The organism is Dactylosporangium aurantiacum, from assembly GCF_000716715.1.
Taxonomy (GTDB): Bacteria; Actinomycetota; Actinomycetes; order Mycobacteriales; family Micromonosporaceae; genus Dactylosporangium; species Dactylosporangium aurantiacum.
The window spans coordinates 1-22,169 of sequence record NZ_JNYJ01000085.1; the positions used below are offsets into that span (position 1 = coordinate 1).

The 22,169-nt window shown below is 71.9% G+C and carries 22 protein-coding genes; 10 read left to right on the forward strand and 12 right to left on the reverse strand.

From position 1 onward, the window contains the following. Positions 1–106 precede the first annotated feature (106 nt). Positions 107–631 carry a Uma2 family endonuclease gene (locus tag OP18_RS54230; RefSeq protein ID WP_052388496.1) on the reverse strand — a complete coding sequence of 175 codons (525 nt, stop codon included), beginning with the start codon at positions 629–631 and terminating at the stop codon, positions 107–109. Positions 632–733: 102 nt separating this feature from the next. Between OP18_RS54230 and OP18_RS48555 the strand changes: the two genes are divergently transcribed. Next, positions 734–1,825: an aminotransferase-like domain-containing protein gene (locus tag OP18_RS48555; RefSeq protein WP_033367251.1), complete on the forward strand. Its 1,092-nt coding sequence runs from the start codon at positions 734–736 to the stop codon at positions 1,823–1,825. Between the two features lie 219 nt (positions 1,826–2,044). Further along, on the forward strand, positions 2,045–3,181 hold the full coding sequence (locus OP18_RS48560) for a magnesium and cobalt transport protein CorA (protein ID WP_033367253.1): 1,137 nt from the start codon (positions 2,045–2,047) through the stop codon (positions 3,179–3,181). 68 nt (positions 3,182–3,249) lie between these two features. Here OP18_RS48560 and OP18_RS48565 read toward each other — a convergent pair whose 3' ends face one another. Further along, on the reverse strand, positions 3,250–3,873 hold the full coding sequence (locus tag OP18_RS48565; RefSeq protein WP_156090325.1) for a hypothetical protein: 624 nt from the start codon (positions 3,871–3,873) through the stop codon (positions 3,250–3,252). 176 nt (positions 3,874–4,049) lie between these two features. Between OP18_RS48565 and OP18_RS48570 the strand changes: the two genes are divergently transcribed. After that, entirely contained in the window at positions 4,050–4,589 is a 540-nt protein-coding gene (locus OP18_RS48570) for a peptidylprolyl isomerase (RefSeq protein ID WP_033367257.1), read from the forward strand. Positions 4,590–4,611: 22 nt separating this feature from the next. Further along, positions 4,612–5,577, forward strand: a complete 966-nt coding sequence (locus OP18_RS48575; RefSeq protein ID WP_033367259.1) for a rhomboid family intramembrane serine protease — start codon at positions 4,612–4,614, stop codon at positions 5,575–5,577. Here the strand turns inward: OP18_RS48575 and OP18_RS48580 are convergent. Then, a complete protein-coding gene (locus OP18_RS48580; protein ID WP_033367261.1) occupies positions 5,574–6,188 on the reverse strand; it encodes a TetR/AcrR family transcriptional regulator in 615 nt (204 codons plus the stop codon). The genes OP18_RS48575 and OP18_RS48580 overlap by 4 nt on opposite strands. A gap of 75 nt (positions 6,189–6,263) precedes the next feature. On the opposite strand from OP18_RS48580, the gene OP18_RS48585 reads away from it, so the two are divergent. Genes OP18_RS48585 through OP18_RS48595 form a run of 3 tightly spaced genes read left to right on the forward strand, consistent with a single transcriptional unit; the run spans position 6,264 to position 9,537 of the window. Further along, positions 6,264–6,719 (forward strand): SCP2 sterol-binding domain-containing protein, encoded by a 456-nt coding sequence (locus OP18_RS48585; RefSeq protein WP_033367263.1) that lies wholly within the window; start codon positions 6,264–6,266, stop codon positions 6,717–6,719. A gap of 5 nt (positions 6,720–6,724) precedes the next feature. Beyond that, entirely contained in the window at positions 6,725–7,939 is a 1,215-nt protein-coding gene (locus OP18_RS48590) for an acyl-CoA dehydrogenase family protein (protein WP_033367265.1), read from the forward strand. 50 nt (positions 7,940–7,989) lie between these two features. After that, positions 7,990–9,537, forward strand: a complete 1,548-nt coding sequence (locus tag OP18_RS48595) for an AMP-binding protein (protein ID WP_033367267.1) — start codon at positions 7,990–7,992, stop codon at positions 9,535–9,537. Position 9,538: 1 nt separating this feature from the next. On the opposite strand, the gene OP18_RS48600 is transcribed toward OP18_RS48595, so the two are convergent. Genes OP18_RS48600 through OP18_RS48615 form a run of 4 tightly spaced genes read right to left on the reverse strand, consistent with a single transcriptional unit; the run spans position 9,539 to position 13,330 of the window. Then, entirely contained in the window at positions 9,539–10,231 is a 693-nt protein-coding gene (locus OP18_RS48600) for a hypothetical protein (protein WP_156090326.1), read from the reverse strand. Continuing rightward, entirely contained in the window at positions 10,222–10,713 is a 492-nt protein-coding gene (locus tag OP18_RS48605; RefSeq protein WP_033367271.1) for a SigE family RNA polymerase sigma factor, read from the reverse strand. The genes OP18_RS48600 and OP18_RS48605 overlap by 10 nt, the downstream gene beginning before the upstream one ends. Positions 10,714–10,772: 59 nt before the next feature. Next, a complete protein-coding gene (gene purD / locus OP18_RS48610; protein ID WP_033367273.1) occupies positions 10,773–12,020 on the reverse strand; it encodes a phosphoribosylamine--glycine ligase in 1,248 nt (415 codons plus the stop codon). Between the two features lie 23 nt (positions 12,021–12,043). Next, positions 12,044–13,330 (reverse strand): adenylosuccinate synthase, encoded by a 1,287-nt coding sequence (locus tag OP18_RS48615; protein ID WP_033367274.1) that lies wholly within the window; start codon positions 13,328–13,330, stop codon positions 12,044–12,046. Between the two features lie 89 nt (positions 13,331–13,419). On the opposite strand from OP18_RS48615, the gene OP18_RS48620 reads away from it, so the two are divergent. Both OP18_RS48620 and OP18_RS61555 read left to right on the forward strand, forming a co-directional pair. Beyond that, positions 13,420–14,304, forward strand: a complete 885-nt coding sequence (locus tag OP18_RS48620) for a diacylglycerol kinase family protein (protein ID WP_033367275.1) — start codon at positions 13,420–13,422, stop codon at positions 14,302–14,304. Positions 14,305–14,369: 65 nt separating this feature from the next. Beyond that, complete coding sequence (locus OP18_RS61555) at positions 14,370–16,166, forward strand: MinD/ParA family ATP-binding protein (RefSeq protein WP_245635795.1); 1,797 nt, start codon at positions 14,370–14,372, stop codon at positions 16,164–16,166. Positions 16,167–16,179: 13 nt separating this feature from the next. On the opposite strand, the gene OP18_RS48630 is transcribed toward OP18_RS61555, so the two are convergent. Then, positions 16,180–16,593: a DUF3151 domain-containing protein gene (locus OP18_RS48630; protein WP_033367276.1), complete on the reverse strand. Its 414-nt coding sequence runs from the start codon at positions 16,591–16,593 to the stop codon at positions 16,180–16,182. Positions 16,594–16,771: 178 nt separating this feature from the next. On the opposite strand from OP18_RS48630, the gene OP18_RS48635 reads away from it, so the two are divergent. After that, positions 16,772–17,992 (forward strand): LOG family protein, encoded by a 1,221-nt coding sequence (locus OP18_RS48635; protein WP_033367277.1) that lies wholly within the window; start codon positions 16,772–16,774, stop codon positions 17,990–17,992. Between the two features lie 99 nt (positions 17,993–18,091). Here the strand turns inward: OP18_RS48635 and fbaA are convergent, their stop codons facing one another. From fbaA to OP18_RS48655, 4 genes are all read right to left on the reverse strand, one after another. Beyond that, the gene (gene fbaA / locus OP18_RS48640; RefSeq protein WP_033367278.1) at positions 18,092–19,117 is read right to left on the reverse strand and encodes a class II fructose-bisphosphate aldolase; all 1,026 of its coding nucleotides are present in this window, start codon (positions 19,115–19,117) and stop codon (positions 18,092–18,094) included. A gap of 502 nt (positions 19,118–19,619) precedes the next feature. Beyond that, the gene (locus tag OP18_RS48645; protein ID WP_033367279.1) at positions 19,620–20,687 is read right to left on the reverse strand and encodes an LCP family protein; all 1,068 of its coding nucleotides are present in this window, start codon (positions 20,685–20,687) and stop codon (positions 19,620–19,622) included. Further along, a complete protein-coding gene (locus OP18_RS48650; RefSeq protein ID WP_033367280.1) occupies positions 20,684–21,190 on the reverse strand; it encodes a SigE family RNA polymerase sigma factor in 507 nt (168 codons plus the stop codon). The genes OP18_RS48645 and OP18_RS48650 overlap by 4 nt, the downstream gene beginning before the upstream one ends. Before the next feature lie 57 nt (positions 21,191–21,247). Further along, positions 21,248–22,165 carry a phytanoyl-CoA dioxygenase family protein gene (locus tag OP18_RS48655; RefSeq protein WP_052388498.1) on the reverse strand — a complete coding sequence of 306 codons (918 nt, stop codon included), beginning with the start codon at positions 22,163–22,165 and terminating at the stop codon, positions 21,248–21,250. Between the last annotated feature and the right edge of the window lie 4 nt (positions 22,166–22,169).

The window sequence follows — 22,169 nt, forward strand, 5'->3', positions numbered from 1 at the left end:
GCCCACACCGCTACCAGCAGCGAAGCCGGGAACCCGAAACCCAGAAAGAAGAAATCGACCAACCCCCGGCCCCGCCGCACAGGTTAAAAACCAAGTTAGTCACTGCCTAGCGGATCAACCCCGGCGAGAACGTCACCGGGAACGGCAGGGCGGTGGTGAACGTGTCGCCGGCGGGGACCGTCGTGGTGGTCAGGTAGCCGTCGGCGTGGGAGCCGGCCGCCGGGTCGGTGTGCACGGTGAGCGTGTGGCTGCGGGAGTCGAAGATCCAGAACTGGGGGATGCCGGCGGCGGCGTAGTCGTGGCGACGCAGGACCAGGCCGGGCAGTGGGTTGCTCAGGGACATGACCTCGACGACGGCCAGGACGTCGGTGGCGGGGACGGCGTCGCCGTCGTCGTCGAGCGCGTCGGCGCCGGTCACGATCAGGTCGGGGACATAGGTGCGACCATCGCCACAGTCGACCCCGAGGCCGACGGCCAGGACGGTGAACTGCGGCGGGCACGCCTTGCGCAGGACCGTCTCGAGGCGGTGGCTGGCCCGGCGGTGGGAGATGGCCGGCGTGTGGGGTGTGACCAGGGATCCGTCGATCGCCCAACCCTGCGCCAGCTGCGCGGTGACCGCCTGCATCGTCATACCCCGCATGCTGCCACCAGGGTATGACATTTTCCTTTTCCACCTGGTGGAGCGGGTGGAACTCGGCTGAGGGGAGCGACAGCGCTCTCGTAGGCTGGCGCCATGCAGCTCATCTCTTTCGCCCGTGGCGCACCCAGTCTGGACATCATCGACGTCGACGGGCTGAAGGCCGCTGCGGTGCGGGCCTTCGAGGCCGACCCGGCTGGCATCACGGCGTATGGCACGTCGGTCGGCTACCTTCCGCTGCGCTCGTGGATCGCGGCCAAGCACGGCGTCGACGCGGACCAGGTCATCGTGACCAACGGCTCGCTGCAGGCCGACGCGTTGCTCTTCGAACACCTGGTGAAGCCGGGTGACGCGGTGGTGGTGGAGAAGCCCACCTACGACCGGACCCTGCTCAACCTGCGCAACCTCGGCGCCGAGGTGCACCAGGTGACGGTCGACGCCGACGGCATCGACACCGATGAGCTGCGCCGCCTGCTGGAGTCCGGGGTGCGTCCGACGCTGGCGCACATCATCCCCAACTTCCAGAACCCCGCCGGTGTCACCCTGTCGCAGGCGCGCCGGCAGGCGCTGGTGCAGCTGGCCCAGGAGTTCGGGTTCACGATCTTCGAGGACGACCCGTACGCGGACATCCGCTGGCGGGGCGAGAAGCTGCCGACGATGCTGTCGCAGGACACGGCCGGGGTGGTCGTGCACGCGAGCTCGTTCACCAAGACGATCGCGCCGGGGCTGCGGGTCGGTTACCTGGTCGGGCCGAAGGACACGATCGGGGCGATCGCGAAGCGGGCCACCAACCTGTACATCTCGCCGAGCATGGTCGCTGAGGCGATCACCCACCAGTTCTGCGTGAGCGGCGACATCGAGCGGTCGATCGCGAAGGTGTCGGCGACGTTGGGTGAGCGGGCCCGGCTGCTCGCCGAGGGGCTGCGCAAGCACGTGCCCGACGCGACGTTCGTGGAGCCCGACGGTGGCTACTTCCTGTGGGTGGAGCTGCCGGAGGACGTCGACACGACCGAGCTGGAGACGGTCGCGGCGCGGGACTTCGGGGTCGCCGTGGTCAAGGGCAGCGACTTCCTGCTCGAAGGCGGGAAGCACTCGGTGCGGCTGGCGTTCTCGGCGGTGCTGACGGACCAGGTGGACGAGGGCGTGTCCCGCCTCGCGGCCGCCATCGAGGCCGTCCGGAAGGGCTGAGGCAAAAGCGACACCAAACCGTGATGGTGGGGTGGGTTCCGCAGTCGGCTCCGGATGGCCCAAAATCCAGCCCGGCGCGCTTTGCTGAAATCGCGCTGCAGACATCACCCCCCGCCCCCCAACGGCACCGGGTGGGTCGACCGCGCCCCCACCCCCCACCTGCGGTCGACCCACCCGGTGCCTATTTCTGCCCCAGCTACGACACGGCGGGAGGTCGCGATGACCGAAGAGCAACTGGCGGGCCCGTTCTCCAGGGCGTTGGCCCGGCCGGTACGAGCGATGTCCCGCATGCTGAGTCCGGCCACGCCGAACGCCACGACCGTCGAGCCGGTGGCGGCGGGCAGCTCGATCGTCGACTGTGCGTTGTACGTCGACGGCGTCCGCCAGCCCGGCGAGTGGCATTACGCGGCGGCGCTCACCGCGGCCCGCAAGCACCGGCACGCGTTCGTGTGGGTCGGGTTGAAGGAGCCGGGCGCGCGGGAGATGGCCGCGATCGCGGAGACGTTCCAGCTGCACGAGCTGGCGGTGGAGGACGCGGTCACGTCGTCGCAGCGGCCGAAGGTCGAGCGGTACAACGACATGACGTTCATGACGATGCGGACCGCACGGTACGTCGAGCACGACGAGCTCACCGAGAACAGTGAGGTCGTGGAGACCGGCGACGTGCTGATGTTCATCGGTGAGCACTTCATCATCACGGTCCGGCACGGTGACGCGTGCCGGCTGACGCCGGTGCGCGCGGACCTGGAGCGCCGCCGGGAGGTCCTGGCGGGCGGGCCGTGGGCGGTCGCCTACGCGGTGGCCGACACGATCGTCGACGTGATGGTGGAGGTGGTGGCGGCCATCGAGGAGGACGTCGCGATCATCGAGGACCAGGTGTTCAGCCCGGCCCGGGGCGGCAAGGGCAAGGACACCGATCGCATCCAGCGGGTGTACCAGCTCAAGCGCGAGCTGATGGAGTTCAAGCGGGCGGTCCTGCCGTTGCAGCGTCCGCTGGGCGGGCTGGTGAGCGGGCAGCTCGCCGAGGTGCCGGAGGAGATCCGCCGCTACTTCCGGGACGTCAACGACCACCTGGTCCGCACGGTCGAGCAGGTCCTGTACCTCGACGACGTGATCAACTCGGTGTTGCAGGCGCGGCTGGCGCAGGTGAGCGTCGACCAGAACAACGACATGCGCAAGATCGCCGCGTGGGCCGGTATCGCCGCCGTGTGGACCTCGGTCGCCGGCGTGTACGGGATGAACTTCGACTTCATGCCGGAGACGAAGTGGGTCTTCGGCTACCCGGGGGTCATGACGCTGATGGTGGTCGCGTCGGCACTGCTGTACCGCGCGTTCCGCCGCTCCGGCTGGTTGTAGGGACGGACAGCAGAACGCGGACGGGCCGTCCCCCGTGGCTGGGGAGGGCCCGTCCGCGCGTCGGTGCGTCAGGAGCGGCTGTTCTTCGACGCCGCCTGCGGCATCGGGTGCTTGTCGTACTCGCCGCTGCCCGCGGGACCGGTGTTGGTGTTCTTGCTGCCGATCAGGTCCGAGGCGCGGTCCTTGGCCGCCTCGCCCATCGTCTTGGCCTTGTCGATCCCGGCGTCCATCGTGGACTTCGCCGAGTCGAGCATCGAGCCGGTGTCGCTGGTCGTGCGGGTCGAGCCGTACTCGTCCCAGGCCTGGTCGGCCCGGCGGCGCCGCATCATGGCGGTGGCCGCGCCGACCGCCGCACCCGCGATCAGCAGCCCGCCGAGGGTCATCGGCCAGCGACGGCTGTTGCGGCTCTCCTTCTTCATCATCTTCGCTTTCCCCTTGCGCCCCATCTTCTCCGCCTGCTTGCCCGCCTGGCGAGAGCCGTCACGAGCGATGACGAGGATCGTCCCCGCCGCACCGCCGGCCTTGGCGAGGCTGGGCTTGACCGCCCTGCGTGCCGTCTCGACGCGGGGTGCCAGCGCACCCGAGGCGCCGTCGGCGGCGTGCGCCGCAGCCATCCGCAGGTGGCCCAGGCTTTCGCCGAGCTCCTCCTGCATGAGCCGGCGGTGCGTCTTCACCTCACGACGTCCAAACACTTGCTCCACCTCCATGGCCGCGAAACCTCGTCCTGCAGGGTTTACCCAGGCAGAACTTTCCGAACCGGTCCGCTGCTCGCCATCCTGCCGCGAACGGACGCCCCGCACACCCGGATCCGCCAGAATCAGCGTCCGATACGGTGATGACGGAATGTCACCAAAGAAAGGGAGAACTGGTGGCCGAGCAACTGTTCGCGACGCTGCACACCAACGTCGGTGCCATCCGGCTTGAGCTGTTCCCCAACCACGCCCCGAAGACGGTTCGCAACTTCGTGGAGCTCGCCGAGGGCAGCAAGGAATACACCGACCCGCGCACGGGCGAGCCGGGCAAGGGCCCGTACTACAACGGCGTCATCTTCCACCGCGTGATCGACGGCTTCATGATCCAGGGTGGCGACCCGACGGGCACCGGCACCGGCGGCCCGGGCTACAACTTCAACGACGAGATCCACCCGGAGCTGCACTTCAACCGGCCGTTCCTGCTGGCCATGGCCAACGCGGGCATCCGCTTCGGCCAGGGCACCAACGGCTCGCAGTTCTTCATCACGCTGGGCCCGACGCCGCACCTCAACGGCAAGCACACCATCTTCGGTGAGGTCGTCGACGACGACTCGAAGAAGGTCGTGCAGCAGATCGGTGGCACCCCCACGGGCCAGATGGACCGCCCCCGCCAGGACATCGTCATCGAGCGGGTGGACATCGAACGGGTCTCATGAGGGGCTGGCTAATCTTGTCAGCATGACTCAGCCGCCGGCGAACGTGGTCCCCCACTGCTACCGGCACCCTGACCGCGAGACGTACGTCCGGTGCACCCGCTGCGACCGGCCGATCTGCCCGAACTGCATGAACGAGGCATCGGTCGGCTTCCAGTGTCCGGAGTGCGTCCGCGAGGGTGCCAGGACGCAGCGTCCTGTTCGGACCGCGTTCGGCGGCGGCCGTGAGGGCGCCGCCGGCGCCGTGACGATCGCGCTGATCGTCGTCAACGTGCTGGTGTTCATCGCCGGGGTGATCAGCTCCGGCAGCGCCGGGTCGATCGCCGGTGGCGGGCTCGGCGGTCTGCTGGGTGGCGGAACGCCGCTGCACGAGTGGGGTTCGCTGGTCACGTACAACTCGCGGCCGGTGAGCGCGACCGAGGCGGAGATCGTCTCCGGCGGGCTGATCGACGGTCAGTACTACCGCCTGTTCACGTCGATGTTCCTGCACTACGGCGTGTTCCACCTGCTGATGAACATGTGGGCGCTGTGGGTGCTCGGCCGGCCGCTGGAGGCGATGCTGGGCCGGGCCCGTTTCGCCGCGCTCTACCTGGTGGCCGGCTTCGGTGGCAGCGTCGCCACCTACCTGTTCGCCGACCCGCTGAGCCAGACCGCCGGCGCGTCCGGCGCGATCTTCGGGCTGTTCTCGGCGCTGATCATCCTGCTGCGCAAGATGGGTCGCAGCGTCGCCGGGATCGTGCCGGTGCTCGTGCTCAACCTGATCATCACGTTCAGCGTGCCGGGCATCTCGATCACCGGGCACCTCGGTGGGCTCGTGGCGGGTGCGGCCGCGGCCGCCGCGCTGGCCTACGCGCCGCAGCGGCACCGGACCCTGGTCCAGTCGGTCGTCCTGGCCGCCGTCGTGGTGGTGCTGGCGGTGCTGACCGTGGTGCACACCGGCGGTCTCATGCCGACCGGCGAATACGTGGACCAGATCAACCGGGGCAGCTAGGCCCGCCAGACGCGGCCCTGCAGCAGCGAGTCGGCGCCGACCCAGACGAAGTTCATCATCCGCGTGGCGGTGTGGTCGGGGTCCTCCTCCTCGTGGTCGGCGAGCCAGTCGGCGAGGGACTCGGCGGCGCCGACGTAGGCGTAGGCCATCGCGGTGAAGTCGCCGGGGCGGCCGGGCACCTCGGCGGCGGTGGCGGCGCCCTCCAGCAGCCCGGCGACGACCTCGACGATCCTGGCCCGCATGCCGGCGAGCTCGCCGGCGAAGTGCGGCTCGCTGCGGGCCTGCCGGTAGAGGACCCGCCAGCCGTCGCGGTGCGCGCCGACGAACGTGAAGAACGCCCGCAGGCCGTGCCACAGCTGCTCGTCGGGGCGGGCGGTGGGCAGCACACCCGCCGCGACCGCCTCCATGAGCCTGGTGGCCTCCCGGTGCAGGCACGCGACGAACAGCTCGTCCTTGGTGCCGAGGTAGGCGTAGACCATCGGCTTGGAGATGCCGGCGACTTCCGCGATCTCGTCCATCGACGCGGCGTGGAAGCCACGCTTGGAGAAGACGTGCACCGCGGCGTCGAGCATCTGCTGCTCGCGCACCACCCGCGGAAGTCGTTTCAGCATCTTGTCACCTTACCTACCCGTGCGTAAGGTTACGCATCAGTAGCTTATTTCCGTGAACACGAAGGGCACACCGACATGGCCGACCTCGACGCCCTGGGCGACTTCAACAACGTCGACCCGAAGCAGTTCGCGCAGCTCGTGAAGGGCGCGTCCGACGCGCAGCTCGGCGAGCTCATGGCGGGCCCGCAGCGCAAGGCGATCCTCGACACGATCTTCTCCCGCTTCCCGGAGCTGTTCCGCGCCGACCGTGCCGGCTCGACCAACGCGATCATCCACTGGACGATCACCGGCGCGCCCGACGGCGGGGCCGACACCTACGAGCTGGTCATCGCCAACGGCGCCTGCGTGCTGTCGCCGAGCCCCGACCAGGAGCCGAAGCTCGCGATCACCGTCGGCCCGGTCGACTTCCTCAAGGTCGTCTCGGGCGCCGGCAACCCCATGATGATGTTCATGACCGGCAAGCTCAAGGCCAAGGGCGACCTGGGCCTGGCCGCCAACATCGCGAACCTGTTCGACATCCCGAAGGCGTAACCCTCATGCCCGAGTTCTCGCTCGATCTGAACGAGGAACAGCGGGACCTCCGCGACTGGGTGCACGGCTTCGCCGCCGACGTCGTGCGCCCGGCCGCCGCGGAGTGGGACGCCCGCGAGGAGACCCCCTGGCCGGTGATCCAGGAGGCGGCGAAGATCGGCCTCTACGGGTTCGAGTTCCTCGCCAACACCTGGGGCGACCCGACGGGGCTGTCGCTGTGCCTGGCCAGCGAGGAGCTGTTCTGGGGCGACGCCGGGATCGGCATGGCGATCTTCGGGACCAGCCTCGCGGTCGCCGCGATCTACGCCTCCGGCACGCCCGACCAGATGCTCGAATGGGTCCCGCAGTGCTTCGGTGACGCGGCCGACCCGAAGGTCGCGGCGTTCTGCACCACCGAGCCGGAGGCCGGCTCCGACGTCGGGTCGATGAAGACCCGCGCCCGGTACGACGAGGCCACCGACGAGTGGGTCATCAGCGGGCAGAAGGCGTACGCGACCAACGGCGGCATCGCCAACGTCCACGTGGTGACCGCCAGCATCGAGCCCGAGCTGGGCTCGCGCGGGCAGGCGGCGTTCGTCGTGCCACCCGGTACACCGGGGCTCAACGGCAGCAAGAAGCTCAAGAAGCTCGGCCTGCGCGCCTCCCACACCGCCGACGTGTTCCTCGACGACGTGCGGGTCCCCGGCCGCTGCCTGCTCGGCGGCAAGGACGCCCTCGACGCGCGGCTCGCCCGGGCCCGCGAAGGCCGCCGGGCCCAGGGCCAGGCGGCGATGCGCACGTTCGAGCTGTCCCGGCCCGCGGTCGGGGCGCAGGCGCTCGGCGTGGCCCGCGCCGCGTACGAGTACGCGCTGGACTACGCGAAGGGCCGGGTGCAGTTCGGCCGGCCGATCATCGAGAACCAGGCGATCGCGTTCGCGCTCGCCGACATGCGCATGGAGATCGACGCCGCACGCCTGCTGGTGTGGCGGGCCGCCTGGATGGGCCGCAACAACCGCCCGTTCGAGGCCGGCGAGGGCTCCATGAGCAAGCTCAAGGCCGGCGAGGTCGCCGTCGCGGTGACCGAGAAGGCCGTGCAGATCCTCGGCGGCGCCGGCTTCCTGCGCGAGCACCCCGTCGAGCGGTGGTACCGCGACGCCAAGATCTACACGATCTTCGAGGGCACCAGCGAGATCCAGCGCCTCGTCGTCTCCCGCGCCATCTCCGGCACCTACATCCGCTGACCGACGGCACCGGCCTCCCGCCGAGAGGCCGGTGCCGTTTTGAAGGAGCCATGGACACGCCCTTCATCCTGCGCACGATGGCGAGCCGGAAACTGCTCAACCCCGGCAGCCCCGCGCGGATCGTCCGCCAGCTCAACGCACTGCGCCGCTGGGGCTTCGGGCTCTACGGCGAGATGCGCTCCACCGCGGCCCGCGACCCCGACCGGGTGGCCGTGATCGACGAGGACCGCCAGGTCACCTACGCCGAGCTCGACGTGCGGGTCCGCCGCCTCGCCAACGCGCTGCGCGCCGAGCACGGGATCCGCGCCGGCGACCGGGTCGGCCTGCTGTGCAACAACTCCGCCGGCATGGTCGAGGCGATGCTCGCGCTGATCGCGCTCGGCGCCCAGGCCGTGCTCGTGAACACCGGCCTCGGCAACGCGCAGCTCGAAGCGGTCGCGCACGACCAGTCCCTGACCCTGCTGGTGCACGACGACGACCTGCTCGGCATGCTCGCCGCGGTCCCGCCGAACCTGCCGCGGCTGGCGATGTCGAAGACCGGCGGGCTGATCCACCGGGCGCCGTCGGCGGAGCTCGAACCACCCGGCGACGCCGGCTCGGTCGTCGTGCTCACGTCCGGCACGACCGGCGCCCCGAAGGGCGCGCGGCGGCGCAACCCGTCGAGCCTGGGGCCGCTGGCCTCCGTCGTGAGCCGGATCCCGCTGTACGCCGGCGAGCGCATGTTCGTCGCCGCGCCCCTGTTCCACACGTGGGGCCTCGCCGCCCTGCAGCTGTGCCTGGCGCTGCGCGGCACCATCGTCGTCGCCCGCCGCTTCACCGCCCAGTCGACGGTCGACGCCGTCCGCGCCACCGGCTGCACCTCGCTGTTCGCCGTGCCGGTGATGCTGCAGCGGCTGCTGGAGGCGCCCGCGCCGATGCCCACGCTGCGGGTCGCGGCGACGTCCGGCTCCGCGCTCACCGGCCCGCTCGCGTCACGGTTCATGGACGTGTACGGCCCGGTGCTCTACAACCTGTACGGCTCCACCGAGGCGTCCTGGGTGTCGATCGCGACCCCGGAGGAGCTGCGGTCCGCGCCCGGCACCGCGGGCCGCCCACCGCACGGCACCCGGGTCGCGATCCTGTCCGACACCGGCACCGAGCTGCCCACCGGCGTCATCGGCCGGATCTTCGTCGGTAACGACATGCTCTTCGAGGGCTACACCAACGGCACCGGTCGCGAGTCGCACGGCGACCTGCTGGGCACCGGCGACCTCGGCCACCTGTCCGCCGACGGCCTGCTGTTCGTCGACGGCCGCGAGGACGACATGGTCATCTCCGGCGGCGAGAACGTGTACCCGGCCGCGGTCGAGGACGTGATCGCCGAGCTGCCACAGGTACGCGAGGTCGCCGTCGCCGGCGTGCCGGACGAGGAGTTCGGCCAGCGCCTGGCCGCGTGGATCGCCCTGCACGACGGCGAGTACGTCGACCCGGAGGCGGTGCGCGAATACGTCCGGCACCGCCTCGCCCGCTTCTCCGTGCCCCGCGACGTGCACTACATCGCCGCGCTGCCCCGCAACGCCACCGGCAAGGTCGTCCGCCGGCAGCTGTACACCGACTGACTCAGGAGAACAGGGTCAGCCCGGGCGCCACCACCAGGTTCGCGAGCTGCTGCTCGGTGATCGGACCCGGCCCGGTGACGGTCGCGCGGACCACGGTGCCGTCCGGGCGCACCGCCCACACGTCCGTCGCCGACCGGCGGAGCAGCACGCTGCCCTCCCGGGTCTCCTCGCGGCACCCCGGCGGGCACTGCTTGCCGGCGAAGGCGGCGCGGTCCGCGGCGGAGCGCATGCCGGTCGGCTCCAGGCTCACCGTCAGCGAGCCGCCGCCGGGAACCTGGAACGTGGCGGTGTAGCTGCCGTCGCGCTCGAAGAACACGGTGCCGGCGGGCACGTCCGGCAACACCGCGCCCAGCGCGCCGGTCAGCGCCGCGTCCAGCCGGACGATCGCCTCCTCGCAGCGCTCAGCGGTCGCTCCGGCCGGAGCGCCGGCGGTCGCGGTGGCGGCCGGCGGGGTCGTGCGGCAGCGCGGCGACGCCGTGACGACCGGCACGCCCGGGCGCTGCCCGGTCGGCTTCCGCGCGAGGAGCTGGGGCGCCGCGGTCACACCGAGGGCCAGCGCCGCGGCGACCGCGACGCCTGAGACGACTCGCAGGCGGCGGGTCCGGCGGCGCTCACCGGTGATCAGCCGGTCGACGTCGATGGCGGTGGGCGGCGGGTCCTGGGTCGCGGCACGCATGGCCTGGCTCAGATCCACAGCGGGTCTCCCTCCCGGAGGCCGGCCCGCAACGACTCCAACGCCCGGGCGGCCTGGCTCTTCACGGTGCCCTCGCTACAGCCGAGCGCCTGGGCGGTCTCCTCGACGGACAGGTCGCAGAAGTACCGCAGGACCAGCACGGCCCGGCGGCGCGGGGGCAGCCCGGCCAGGAGGGAGCGCACGTCGAGCCGCTGATCGGCGTCGGTGACCGCGACGGCGCGGTCCGGCAGCCGGTCGGTGGACGACTCGCGCCGCCACGGCCGCCGCCGCTCGTCCAGCCACGCGGACATCAGCATGCGGCGCACGTACGCGTCGCGGTGCTCCATCACCGTCGCGCGTTTCCAGTGCCGCAGCAGCTTGACCAGGACCGTCGACGTCAGGTCGTCGGCCAGGTGCCAGTCGCCGCACAGCAGGTAGGCGGTCTTGCGCAGGCGGTCCAGGTTGCCCGCGACGTATTCGCGGTACGCCTGATCGGTCGCCATCCGTGCTCCCTCCCTGTCGGGTTCATGGGGAGAACGGAGCCCGGGCCGCACCGGGTTGCCTACGGGACCGTGACGGCGCCCTTCTCCGCAGCGAGCGCGATGTCGGTGCGGTGCTGCGCGCCGTCGAAGGTGATCGCGTCGACCAGCCGGTAGGCGGCGGCGCGCGCGTCGGCCAGGGTGTCGCCGGTCGCGGTGCAGGTCAGCACCCGGCCGCCGGCGGTGAGCAGGGCGCCGTCGGCGCGGCGGGCCGTGCCGGCGTGGATGACGCCCGGCACGCCGTCGGCGCCGGTGATGACGTCGCCCTTGCGGGCCGACTCCGGGTAGCCGGCGCTGGCCATGACCACGCAGACCGCCGAGCCGGGCCGCCACGCCAGCGGCGGGTCCTCGGCCAGCCGGCCGACCGCGGCGGCGTGCAGCACCCCGGCCAGCGGCGTCTCGAGCCGGGCGAGGACGACCTGGGTCTCCGGGTCGCCGAAGCGGCAGTTGAACTCGATGACCTTCGGCCCCTGCGCGGTGAGGGCCAGGCCGACGTAGAGCACCCCGGCGAACGGCGTCCCACGGTCGCGCATCTGCGCGAGGGTCGGCTGCACGACGCTCGCCATGACCTCCTCGACCAGGTCCGCCGGCGCCCAGGGCAGCGGCGAATAGGCGCCCATGCCACCGGTGTTGGGGCCGGTGTCGCCGTCGCCGATGCGCTTGAAGTCCTGGGCCGGCTGCAGCGGCACGGCGGCGGTGCCGTCGGTGACGACGAACAGCGACACCTCGGGGCCGGCGAGGTACTCCTCGACGACGACCCGCTCGCAGCCGGCGCCGTGCGCGAGCGCCTCGTCGCGGCTGCCGGTGACGACGACGCCCTTGCCGGCGGCCAGGCCGTCGTCCTTCACCACGTACGGCGGGCCGAACGTGTCGAGCGCGGCGGCCAGCTCGTCGGCGGAGGTGCAGACGAACGAGCGGGCGGTGGGCACGCCCGCCGCCCGCATCACGTCCTTCGCGAACGCCTTCGACCCCTCCAGCTGCGCCGCCGCCTTCGACGGGCCGAAGCAGGCGATGCCCTTGCCGCGGACCGCGTCGGCGACCCCGGCCACCAGCGGCGCCTCCGGGCCGACCACGACGAGGTCGACGGCGCGCTCCACGGCGAGCCCGGCCACCGCGTCGGGGTCGAGCGGATCGACCTCGGCGTTGACCGCGATCGCGGCCGTGCCCGGGTTGCCCGGGGCGCAGATGAGGTCGGTCACGGCGGGGTCGGCAGCCAGGGCCGCGGCGATCGCGTGTTCACGACCGCCGGAGCCGAGCAGGAGTACGCGCACGACGACAGATCGTACTGCCCCTGCTAGATGAGGCTGTGCCGGACCACGTTCTCCTCGCGGCCGGGACCGACGCCGACGATCGACACGCGGGTGCCGGCGAGCTCCTCGATCCGCTCGATGTACCGCTGCGCGTTGACCGGCAGGTCCGAGAACTCGCGGGCCTTCGAGATGTCCTCCCACCAGCCGGGGAGCTCCTCGTAGACCGGGGTCGCGTGGTGGAACTCGGTCTGCGTCATCGGCATCTCGTCGGTGCGCTTGCCGTCCACCTCGTACGCCACGCAGATCGGCACCTTCTCCAGGCCGGAGAGCACGTCGAGCTTTGTGACGACCAGGTCGGTGATGCCGTTGAGCCGGGTCGCGTACCGGGCGACGACCGCGTCGTACCAGCCGGTGCGCCGCTCACGGCCGGTGGTCGTGCCGTACTCCCGGCCGATCTTGCGCAGGTGCACGCCGAAGTCGTCGAACAGCTCGGTCGGGAACGGTCCCGAACCGACCCGGGTGGTGTAGGCCTTGGTCACGCCGATCACCTGCGTGATCGCGGTCGGCGGCACACCCGCGCCGACGCAGGCGCCGCCCGCGGTCGGGTTGGACGACGTCACGAACGGATACGTGCCGTGGTCCATGTCGAGCATCGTCGCCTGGGCGCCCTCGAGCAGGACCGTGCGGCCCTCCTCCAGGCCCTTCCACAGCACCTGGCGGGTGTCGGTGATGTACGGGCGGAGCCGCTCGGCGTAGGTGAGGTACTCCTCGACCACCGCGTCGACGTCGATCTCCTTGCGGTTGTACACCTTGAAGAGGACCTGGTTGCGCTCGCGCAGCACGATCTCGAGCTTCTTGCGCAGGATGCCCGGGTCGAGCAGGTCCTGGACCCGGATGCCCATGCGGGCCACCTTGTCGCCATAGGCGGGGCCGATGCCGCGGCCGGTCGTGCCGATCCGGGACGAGCCGAGATAGCGCTCCACGACCCGGTCCAGGGCCCGGTGATGCGGCATGATGAGGTGTGCGTCACCCGATATCATCAGGCGGGACACGTCGACGCCGCGCTCCGCGAGCCCGTCGATCTCGACCAGCAGCACCTTCGGGTCGATCACGACCCCGTTGCCGATGACGATGGCCGCGTTGGGCCACAGCGCCCCCGACGGCATGAGATGCAGGGCGAATTTCTGCCCATCCGGCGTCACCACGGTGTGACCCGCGTTATTGCCGCCGGAATAGCGCACGACGTAGTCGACGTCGCCGCCAATCATGTCGGTAACCTTGCCCTTGCCCTCGTCGCCCCACTGAGCGCCGATGAGCACGATCGCTGGCATCGTTTGTTGCCCTCTCCAAAGGGTCGGGCGCCCCAGCGGGTCGCCCGGGGTGCCAGGCTAACAACCGCGTGAAAGGCAGGTTGACAACGGTGGTCGACGTGGTGGTGCTCGCGCTCGGCGAAGGCACGTCGTGTGCCTGCGATAACGGCGCGTGCGGCACGCGTACCCCTATTCTTGCCTGTCGCGACGCGCTGCGCACCGCAAGCGTCCAGGTCGAGACGGTCGTCGCGCACACCGACGCGGAGATCGACGCCGCGCTCAAGGCGCTGCCGGACGTGCGGCTCATCGTCGCCACCGCCGCCGACGGGCAGCTGCGGGCCGTCATGCGCCGCCTGGTCCGCATGTACGCGCCGGCCCCCAGCAAGCGGTCCGAGGCCGAGGCCGAGATCCCCGACGACCGGACCCTGCCGGACCTGCCCCCGATCGGCGTGCTGCCGCTGGGCCCCGACTCCACCGACCTCGTCACCCGGCTCGGGCTGCCCCGCGCCCCCGCCGACGTCGCCGCCGCCGTCCTCGGCGGCCACGTGCGCCGCCTCGACCTGCTGCGCAACGACGGCGGCTCGGTCACCCTCGACGGCGTCCTGGTCGGCGGGGTCGACGCGAGCGGCTCGGCCAGCACCTACCTGGCCCGCGTCGAGGTCGACGACGCCGTCCTCGCCGACGGCACCGAGCCCGTGCTCATGTCGGTGGTGGCCAACGCCTCGCGGTACGCGACGGTCGACGGCCTGCCGCTGGTGCTCTCCCCCGACATGGCCGACGGCCGGCTGGACGTCGCGGTCGCGGTGCCCCGGGCGTCCAGGTCGCTCTTCCGCCGCCCCCGCGTCGAGATCGAGGTCCGCCGGGCCCAGGGCCGCGCGGTCGCCATCACCCCGCGCACCGACGTGCCGTTCGTCGACGACGGCGCCGAGGGCGTGCTCAGCCGCAAGCGCTCCTGGTGGATGGAGCGCGCCGCCTGGGCCGTCTACGTCCCCTGACGGCCGCCGCCTTCGCATACGGTGCGGACTCGCATACGGTGGGAGACTGCGGGAGGGGAACAGCTGTGAACGACGCGCTCTGGCCGCCCGACGAGGTCATCTCGGGGCGGCGCACCGAACGACCCATCATCGCGGGCCAGGTGCGGCCCGGCGACGAGGACGACGACGAGTTCCTCGACGACGACCAGGAGCCACCGGCGGCCGGCGCGGTCGTCGAACATGTCGGCTCACCGTGGGCCCAGCCGCCGGGGCGGGTGGGCCCGCCGGCGGCAGCGCCGCTCGGCGACGGCGAGCCGGGGCCGCCGGGACCGTGGCTGGAGTCACCGCCGGTGTCGGGCGGGCCGACCGGCAGCGAGGTCCAGCACGGCCAGCCGGTCCCGCACGTGCCGGTCTCGGGCGCGCCGGTCCGCTCACCGCTGTCCGGGCCTTCCGCGCCCATCCCGGTCTCCGGCGCGGGCGTCGTCCCCGTCTCCGGGCCCGGTCCGATCCCTGTTCCGCCGACCAACGGGGTGCCGGTGGCGATGCCTCCGGTCGTTCACCCTCCGCAGCCACCACAGCCTCAGCTTCCAGCGCCACCGGCACCGCCGACCTACCCGGCGCCGCCGATGTCGTACCCGGCGCCACCGGCCGCACCACCGGCGTATCCCGCGCCACCGTCCTACACCGGGCCGCCCGTCGCGCCGCCGGCCGCGCCCACAGCGCCGCCGTCCACACCGCCAGGGCCGCCGCCCGCACCGCCAGAGGCGCCGTTCGCGCAACCGGGACCGCCTTCTGCACCGCCGCCAGGGGCGCCGTTCGCGCAGCCGGGGCCGCCCTCTGCACCGCCGGGGCCGCCGTTCGGGCAGCCGGGACCGCCGCCCGCGGCCGCGCAGATGCAGCACCGGCCGCCGACCGAGGCGCCACCGGCGACGGCGAGCTGGTCCGACGGGAGCACGCCGACCGCCGAGGAGTTCTCCCGGCGCCGGCAGGCCCGGCCCGTCGACCCGGTCGCCGCGCGGGGGGTGCGCGGCATCCTGTCCAAGGGGACCCTCGGCATGGTGTCGCTCGGGCCGGGGCGGCGCGAGCAGGAGTACCGGCACGACGTCGACCTCGTGCGGCGCAACTTCGGCGGGCTGCGCCAGGTGACCGTGGTCAACCCGAAGGGCGGCGCGGGCAAGACCGTCGCGGTGCTGCTGCTGGCCATGACGTTCGGGCAGAAGCGCGGCGGCTACGTGCTGGCCTGGGACAACAACGAGACGCAGGGCACCCTCGGGATGCGGGCGCAGCAGGACTTCCACACCCGCACGGTGCGTGACCTGCTGCGCGACCTCGACCACTTCCAGGGCGCGCAGGGGCGGGTCGGCGACCTGTCGCAGTACGTGCGCGCCCAGGGCGAGGGCATGTTCGACGTGCTCGCCAGCGACGAGTCGGCCACGGCCGGTGAGATGCTCACGGCGCAGTCGTTCGGCGAGATCCGCGACGTCGTCAGCCGCTTCTACAAGCTGATCGTGGTCGACACCGGCAACAACGTACGGGCGGAGAACTGGCAGGCCGCGATCGACGCCACCGACCAGCTGGTGGTGACGATGTCGGCGCGCAACGACTCGGCGGAGACGGCGTCGCGGATGCTCGACCACCTGGAGCAGCACGGCCGCCAGCGGCTGGTGCGGCAGGCGGTGACCGTGGTCTCGATGCCGCCGAGCCGGCGCCACCTCGACGTGCCCGCGATCACCCGGCACTTCGCGGCGCGGACCAGGACGGTGCTGCTCACGCCGTACGAACGCTTCATCGACTCGGGCGAGCCGATCCGCTACTCGGCGCTCAGCTCCGCCAGCCGCGACGCCTGGTTGAAGGTCGCCGCGGCCATCTCGGAAGGGCTGTGACCACCGCGAACGGCTAGCGCAGGGCGGCGGTGGCGGCCGGGTCGCTGTCGTTGAGGAACTGCGCGCAGCGCTCGGCCTCGTCGGCCTCGCCGATCTGCCCGGCGGCCAGGCCGAGCGCGTTGAGCGCCCGCAGGAACCCCTGGTTGGGCTCGTGCGACCAGGGCACGGGGCCGGCGCCGCGCCAGCCGTTGCGGCGCAGCTGGTCCAGGCCGCGGTGGTAGCCGGTGCGGGCGTACGCGTAGGCGGTGACCGGTTCGCCGTCGGCGAGCGCGAGCTCGGCCAGGCGGGCCCAGGCGGCGCTGAACGCCGGGTGCGCCGCGGCGACGGCCTTGACGTCCTTCTCGGAGCCGGCGGCGGCGAGCTGCGCGGCGGCCTCGGGCTCGGCGGGCAGCAGCGTCGGTGATGGCTGTGGCAGCAGGTTCTGCATACAGCCATTCAATCAGGGTGGCTGAACGGTGGAGGGTGCGTCCCGCGACCGGAGGGTGTGTCCCGTTCCGGTAGGCACTAGAAAGAGAAGTCCGGAGCCTCCCCAGGACCCGGTTACGCGATGGCCCGATCTTCACGGTCGGGTCATCGCCCTTTGCGGGTGCTGGCAAGATGACTGGGTGCCCACACCGCCCCCGCCAGACGTGGTCGCGCTGCACGACCACTCGCCGGAAGAGATCGAGTCGCCGGACGAGCTGCAGTTCCACCTGCAGACCGGCTCGCTGGCGAGCAAGGTCGTGCAGGGTCTCGACCTGTCCGCCGTCGACCTGTCCGCCGTGGACGTGCGGGACACCCTGTTCGTCGGGTGTCACTTCGCCGCCCTCGAGCCGGTCGTCGACCTGCTGCTGCGGCGGGCGGTGGTGGTCCCCGAGTTCGCCGGCGTGCCCTATCCGACGCACCCGTCGCAGCTGTACGTGCCGGGCGACCTGGCCGCCGGGTTCGACTCCGACGGGTTCGCCGGCATGTTCGACACGGTGGTGTACGAGCACTTCCGGGCGACCGGCGGGGCCACGCCGGAGATCCGTGAGGCGATCGTGCAGCGCATGCACGACTCGGGGATCGACAACGCGCTGGCCAACGTGACCACCGGCTGGATCGCCGCGCGGGGGCCGGCCGCGGCGGTCGGGATCATGGGCGGTCACGCGGCGCCCCGCGGCTCGGCCGACTTCCGCACCGCCGCCGAGCTGGCGTGGCGGCTGGCCCGGGCCGACCGGCTCATCGTGACCGGCGGCGGCCCCGGCGTGATGGAGGCGGCGAACCTCGGCGCGTTCCTGGCCGACCAGCCGCGCAGCGCCCTCGACGAGGCCATCGACCGGCTGGCGACGGCGCCCGACTTCCGCGACCACGACCCCTACACGCGGGTGGCGCTGGACGTGCGCGCCGCGTTCGGGCAGCCGGTCCCGCCGACGCCGGACTCGGTCGTCCCCGCGGAGCAGGTGGCGGTCGACCCGGTGACCTGGGCGCGCCGCGGCGGCCTGGCGATCCCGACGTGGCTGTACGGCCACGAGCCGGCGAACCTGTTCGCCGCGAAGATCGCGAAGTACTTCTCCAACGCGATCCGGGAGGACACGATCCTGCGCCTGTCCCGCGGCGGGATCGTGTTCGCGCCGGGCATGGCCGGCACCGTGCAGGAGATCTTCCAGGCGGCGACGAAGACGTTCTACGCGACCGACGGGGTCAGCGGCCCGTTCGTGTTCCTGGACGTCGAGCACTGGACGCAGCGCCTGCCGGTCCGTGGCCTGCTGGAGCCGCTGCTGGCCGCGTCCCCGGTCGGCGACCTGCGGCACCTGCTGCACATCACCGACGACGTGGCCGAGGCCGCCGAGATCCTGACGGCGTAGCCGCCGCCGGCCTGCGAAGGGGCCGGCGGCGGAAACGACCCGGACGCGAGAAGGCCCGGCCCCCGCGAGGGGAAGCCGGGCCTTGCCGTCAGGCGGAAACTACTTCGACAGCGTGGTGCCGGTCGAACGCAGGTGCTCGCAGGCCTCCACGACGCGCTGGGACAGGCCGGCCTCGGCCGCCTTGCCCCAGGCGCGCGGGTCGTAGGCCTTCTTGTTGCCGACCTCGCCGTCGACCTTGAGCACGCCGTCGTAGTTGCTGAACATGTGGGCCGCGACGGGGCGGGTGAACGCGTACTGCGTGTCGGTGTCGATGTTCATCTTCACCACGCCGTAGTCGAGCGCCTCGCGGATCTCCGAGAGCAGCGAGCCGGAGCCGCCGTGGAAGACCAGCGACAGCGGCTTCTCCTTGCCGTACTTGGCGGCGACCGCGTCCTGGATCTGCTTGAGGATCTCGGGGCGCAGCTTCACGTTGCCCGGCTTGTAGACGCCGTGGACGTTGCCGAAGGTCAGGGCGGCCATGTAGCGGCCCTTCTCACCGAGGCCGAGCGCCTCGACCATGGCCAGACCGTCCTCGACGGTGGTGTACAGCTTCTCGTCGATCGCGCCGACGACACCGTCCTCCTCGCCGCCGACGACGCCGACCTCGATCTCCAGCACGACCTTGGCCGCGGCGGTGAGGGCCAGCAACTCCTCGGCGATCTGCAGGTTCTCACCCAGCGGCACCGCCGAGCCGTCCCACATGTGGGACTGGAACAACGGCTCCTCGCCCTTCGCGACGCGCTCGGCCGAGATGGCCAGCAGCGGCCGGACGAACTTGTCCAGGTTGTTCTTCGGGCAGTGGTCGGTGTGGAGGGCGACGTTGATCGAGTACTTCTTCGCGACCTCGCGGGCGAACGCGGCGAAGGCGACCGAGCCGGTGATCATGTCCTTGACGGTGGGGCCCGAGAGGTACTCGGCACCGCCGGTGGACACCTGGATGATGCCGTCGCTCTCCGCATCGGCGAAGCCGCGCAGCGCCGCGTTCAGCGTCTGCGACGACGACACGTTGATCGCCGGATAGGCGAACGCGCCGGCCTTGGCGCGGTCGAGCATCTCGGCGTAGACATCGGGAGAGGCGATGGGCATGACGGCGCTCCTTGGCTGTTTGGATCGTGCGGTGTTGGAGCCGGGCGTGCGCGGCTCGTCGAGGACCGCGCTGTCCTGCAACGGAGTATCTCGCAGCGCTCGCCGCCCATGAACGGCGGGAGGGTGGGCGCGAGGTGAATTGCCCGGCTGGGCAGCGTTACGACTGATTCGGTCGTACGGTTGGAGAGACCTGAGGGAGGACGCATGACCAGCACGGAGCGCAGCGGAGAGCTGGGCATCATGGGCGCAGCTGTGAGGTCAGGGCGGCGCCGGAGCGCAGCGGAGGTGACGTCATGACCAGCACGGAGCGCAGCGGAGCGCTGGGCATCATGGGCGCAGCTGTGAGGTCAGGGCGGCGCCGGAGCGCAGCGGAGGTGACGTCATGACCAGCACGGAGCGCAGCGGAGCGCGGGCCGGCGGTCAACCGTGCGCACCCCTGGGACGCGAACGAGTACGACGCCGTCGAACAGGACCGCGAGGTCGCGATGGACGACGAGTACCGCTAGCCGACGTACTGCGGGTGCGCGGCGGCCCAGGCCGGGACGGTCCCCTCGCGCAACGCCGTCACCAGGCCGTCGCCGTCGGGCAGGACCGTGCGGTCGGGCCCGACGGGCAGCTTCAAGCCGGGCACCCGCGCGGCGTCGTAGCCGGCGAACATGCCGGCCAGCATCGGCAGCGACACGTCACCGAGGTGCAGGTCGAGGGCGCTCCCCGCGACCGGCATCGCCCTGGCCAGCTTCACCGGGTCGCCGAGCTGCCGGGCGAGCGCGGCGAGATACTGCCGCACGTGCGCGTCGCGGTCGTCGGCGCCGTCCGCGAGCGACCTGCGTTGCCGGACGTAGTCCAGCGCCTGCCAGCCGGCGAAGTGGCGGCAGCCGGGCTCGTACACGACGGGCTGCATCCCGGGGCGCAGCGGCGCAGCGTCACCCGAGGACGGGTCGTAGCCGAGGTGGACGGAGACGGTCCGCTGGTCAACGCAGAGGTCGACGCCGCCCACCGCCTCCGTGACCCGCTGCATCCCGGTGAAGTCGATGACCGCGCCGCCGTCGACCCGCACCCCGAGCATCCCGCCGACGAGCCGGGCGGTCAGCTCGTAACCGCCGAAGACATACGCGGTGCCCATCTGCTGGATGCCGAAGTTGGGCACCTCGACGAGCAGGTCGCGGGGGATCGACAGCTGGAAGACGGTGCGGGTGTCGGCGTCGACGTGCAGCAGCAGGATCGCGTCGGCGCGCACCGTGTCGCCCGCAGACTCCGGGCGCCGGTCGGTGCCGAGCAGCAGGAAGTTGCCGACGTCGGGGCTGCCCGCCTCCAGCAGGACCTCGGTGTGCGCCGGCGGGCGGGGGCGCTCGGGCAGCGCCAGCGGCACCGCGCCGGCGAGCGCCACCACGAGCGCGGTCGCGCCGGACAGCGTCCAGCGGCGGCGGGCCCGGCGCTTGCGGACCCCGGCGGCGATCGCCGGGCGCAGCGCCGCGGCGACGGGCACGTCCTGCTCGTGCCGGGCGAAGGCCGCGCTGAGCGCCTTGGCCAGCGGCGACGCGGGCGGCTCGGGGAACGACGGGTCGCTCATCGGACGTCGCCGCCGATCAGGTCCGGCACGACCTCGGTGCGCAGCGTCGCGAGGGCCCTGGAGATCAGCGAGCGGACGGTGCCGATCGCGCAGTCGAGGACCTCGGCGATCTCGACGTCGCTGAGGCTCTCGTAGTACCGCAGCACCAGGGCGGCCCGCTGGCGCCGGGGCAGCCTGGCGAGCCACAGCCACATCTGGTCGCGGTCCGCGGACGCCTCGGCGTGGTCGGCGACCGGTGGCTGGCCGATCGGGTCGGTGAGCTCGGCCCGCAGCACCACCCGCCGCAGCCACGAGCCGCGGTGCAGGTCGATGTACGCGTTGGTGAGCATGCGCTTGACGTAGTGCTCGGGCACGCTGGCGGCGGCGATGCGCCGCCACTTCACCTGCGCCCGGATCATCGTCTCCTGCACGAGGTCCTGCGCGGTGTGTGGATCGCCGGTGAGCATGACCGCATAGCGCAGCAGCGCCTGCAGCCGCGCCTCGACGAACTCCTCGAACGTCAAACCAGACCCCCTCCCCTGACCCTAATGACGGGTCAAGGGAGGGATCTGTTGCGGGGGTCAGGGAATCAGCGGAGGGTGGTTGGGATCCAACAGTCCGCGGTCGCGCAGCGCCTCGTACAGCGGCGTGGTCTGCGGGTAGTGGCCCCAGTGGTGGTCGCCGTCGGTGCCGTTGTCGTGGCCGTGCCCGCCGCCGATGTTGCCGACACCGCCGAGCAGCTGCTGCTGGACCGGGTTCAGCCCGGACCACCAGGGCCGTTGCGGCAGGCCGGCGACGTCGTCGCGGATGGCGATCCAGCGGTACGTGTAGCCGAGGAACACGCACTTGCGCGTGATGTCGGAGAGGTTGTCCGACCGGGCGTGCCAGATCCGGCGGTCGAAGAACACGACGTCGCCGGCGTCGACGGTGACCTGCCGGGCGCCGTCGGGCGTCGGCCACGGCACGTCACGGGTCGGCGGGCCGGGCAGCCAGTTGGTGCGGTGGCTGCCGGGGACCAGGGTCAGGTTGCCCCGGCCGGTCTCCGAGACGTCCGACAGCCAGTACGCGAGCTTCACCGACAGCCGCGGGCGCGGGTCGGTCTCCAGCTCACGGTTCTGCCGGCCGCCGTCCTGGTGCCAGTGCCACCAGTTTGGCTTCGGTGCGGCCAGCGGCGGGTGCACGTCCAGGTGCGAGTGGTAGATGTGCACGTTCCAGCCGAGGATCGACCACACCAGGGGGAAGGTCGCCGGGTGGTCGATCAGGTCGACCAGGTCCGGGTAGTGGGTGACCGGGCTGAGCAGGTGCAATGAGCCGTCGGCGGCGCGCGGGTGCTGCTGGTGCGCGGTCTCGAGCACCGACGCGTAGTGGCGCACCTCGTCCGGGCTCAGCACGCCCTTGAGCACCAGGTAGCCGTCGGCGTCGAACTGCTCGCGCTGCTCGCGGGTCATCGGCGTCCAGGTCGCGGTGTCGTTGCTCCGCGCTGCCGCAATCGCTGACATCCCC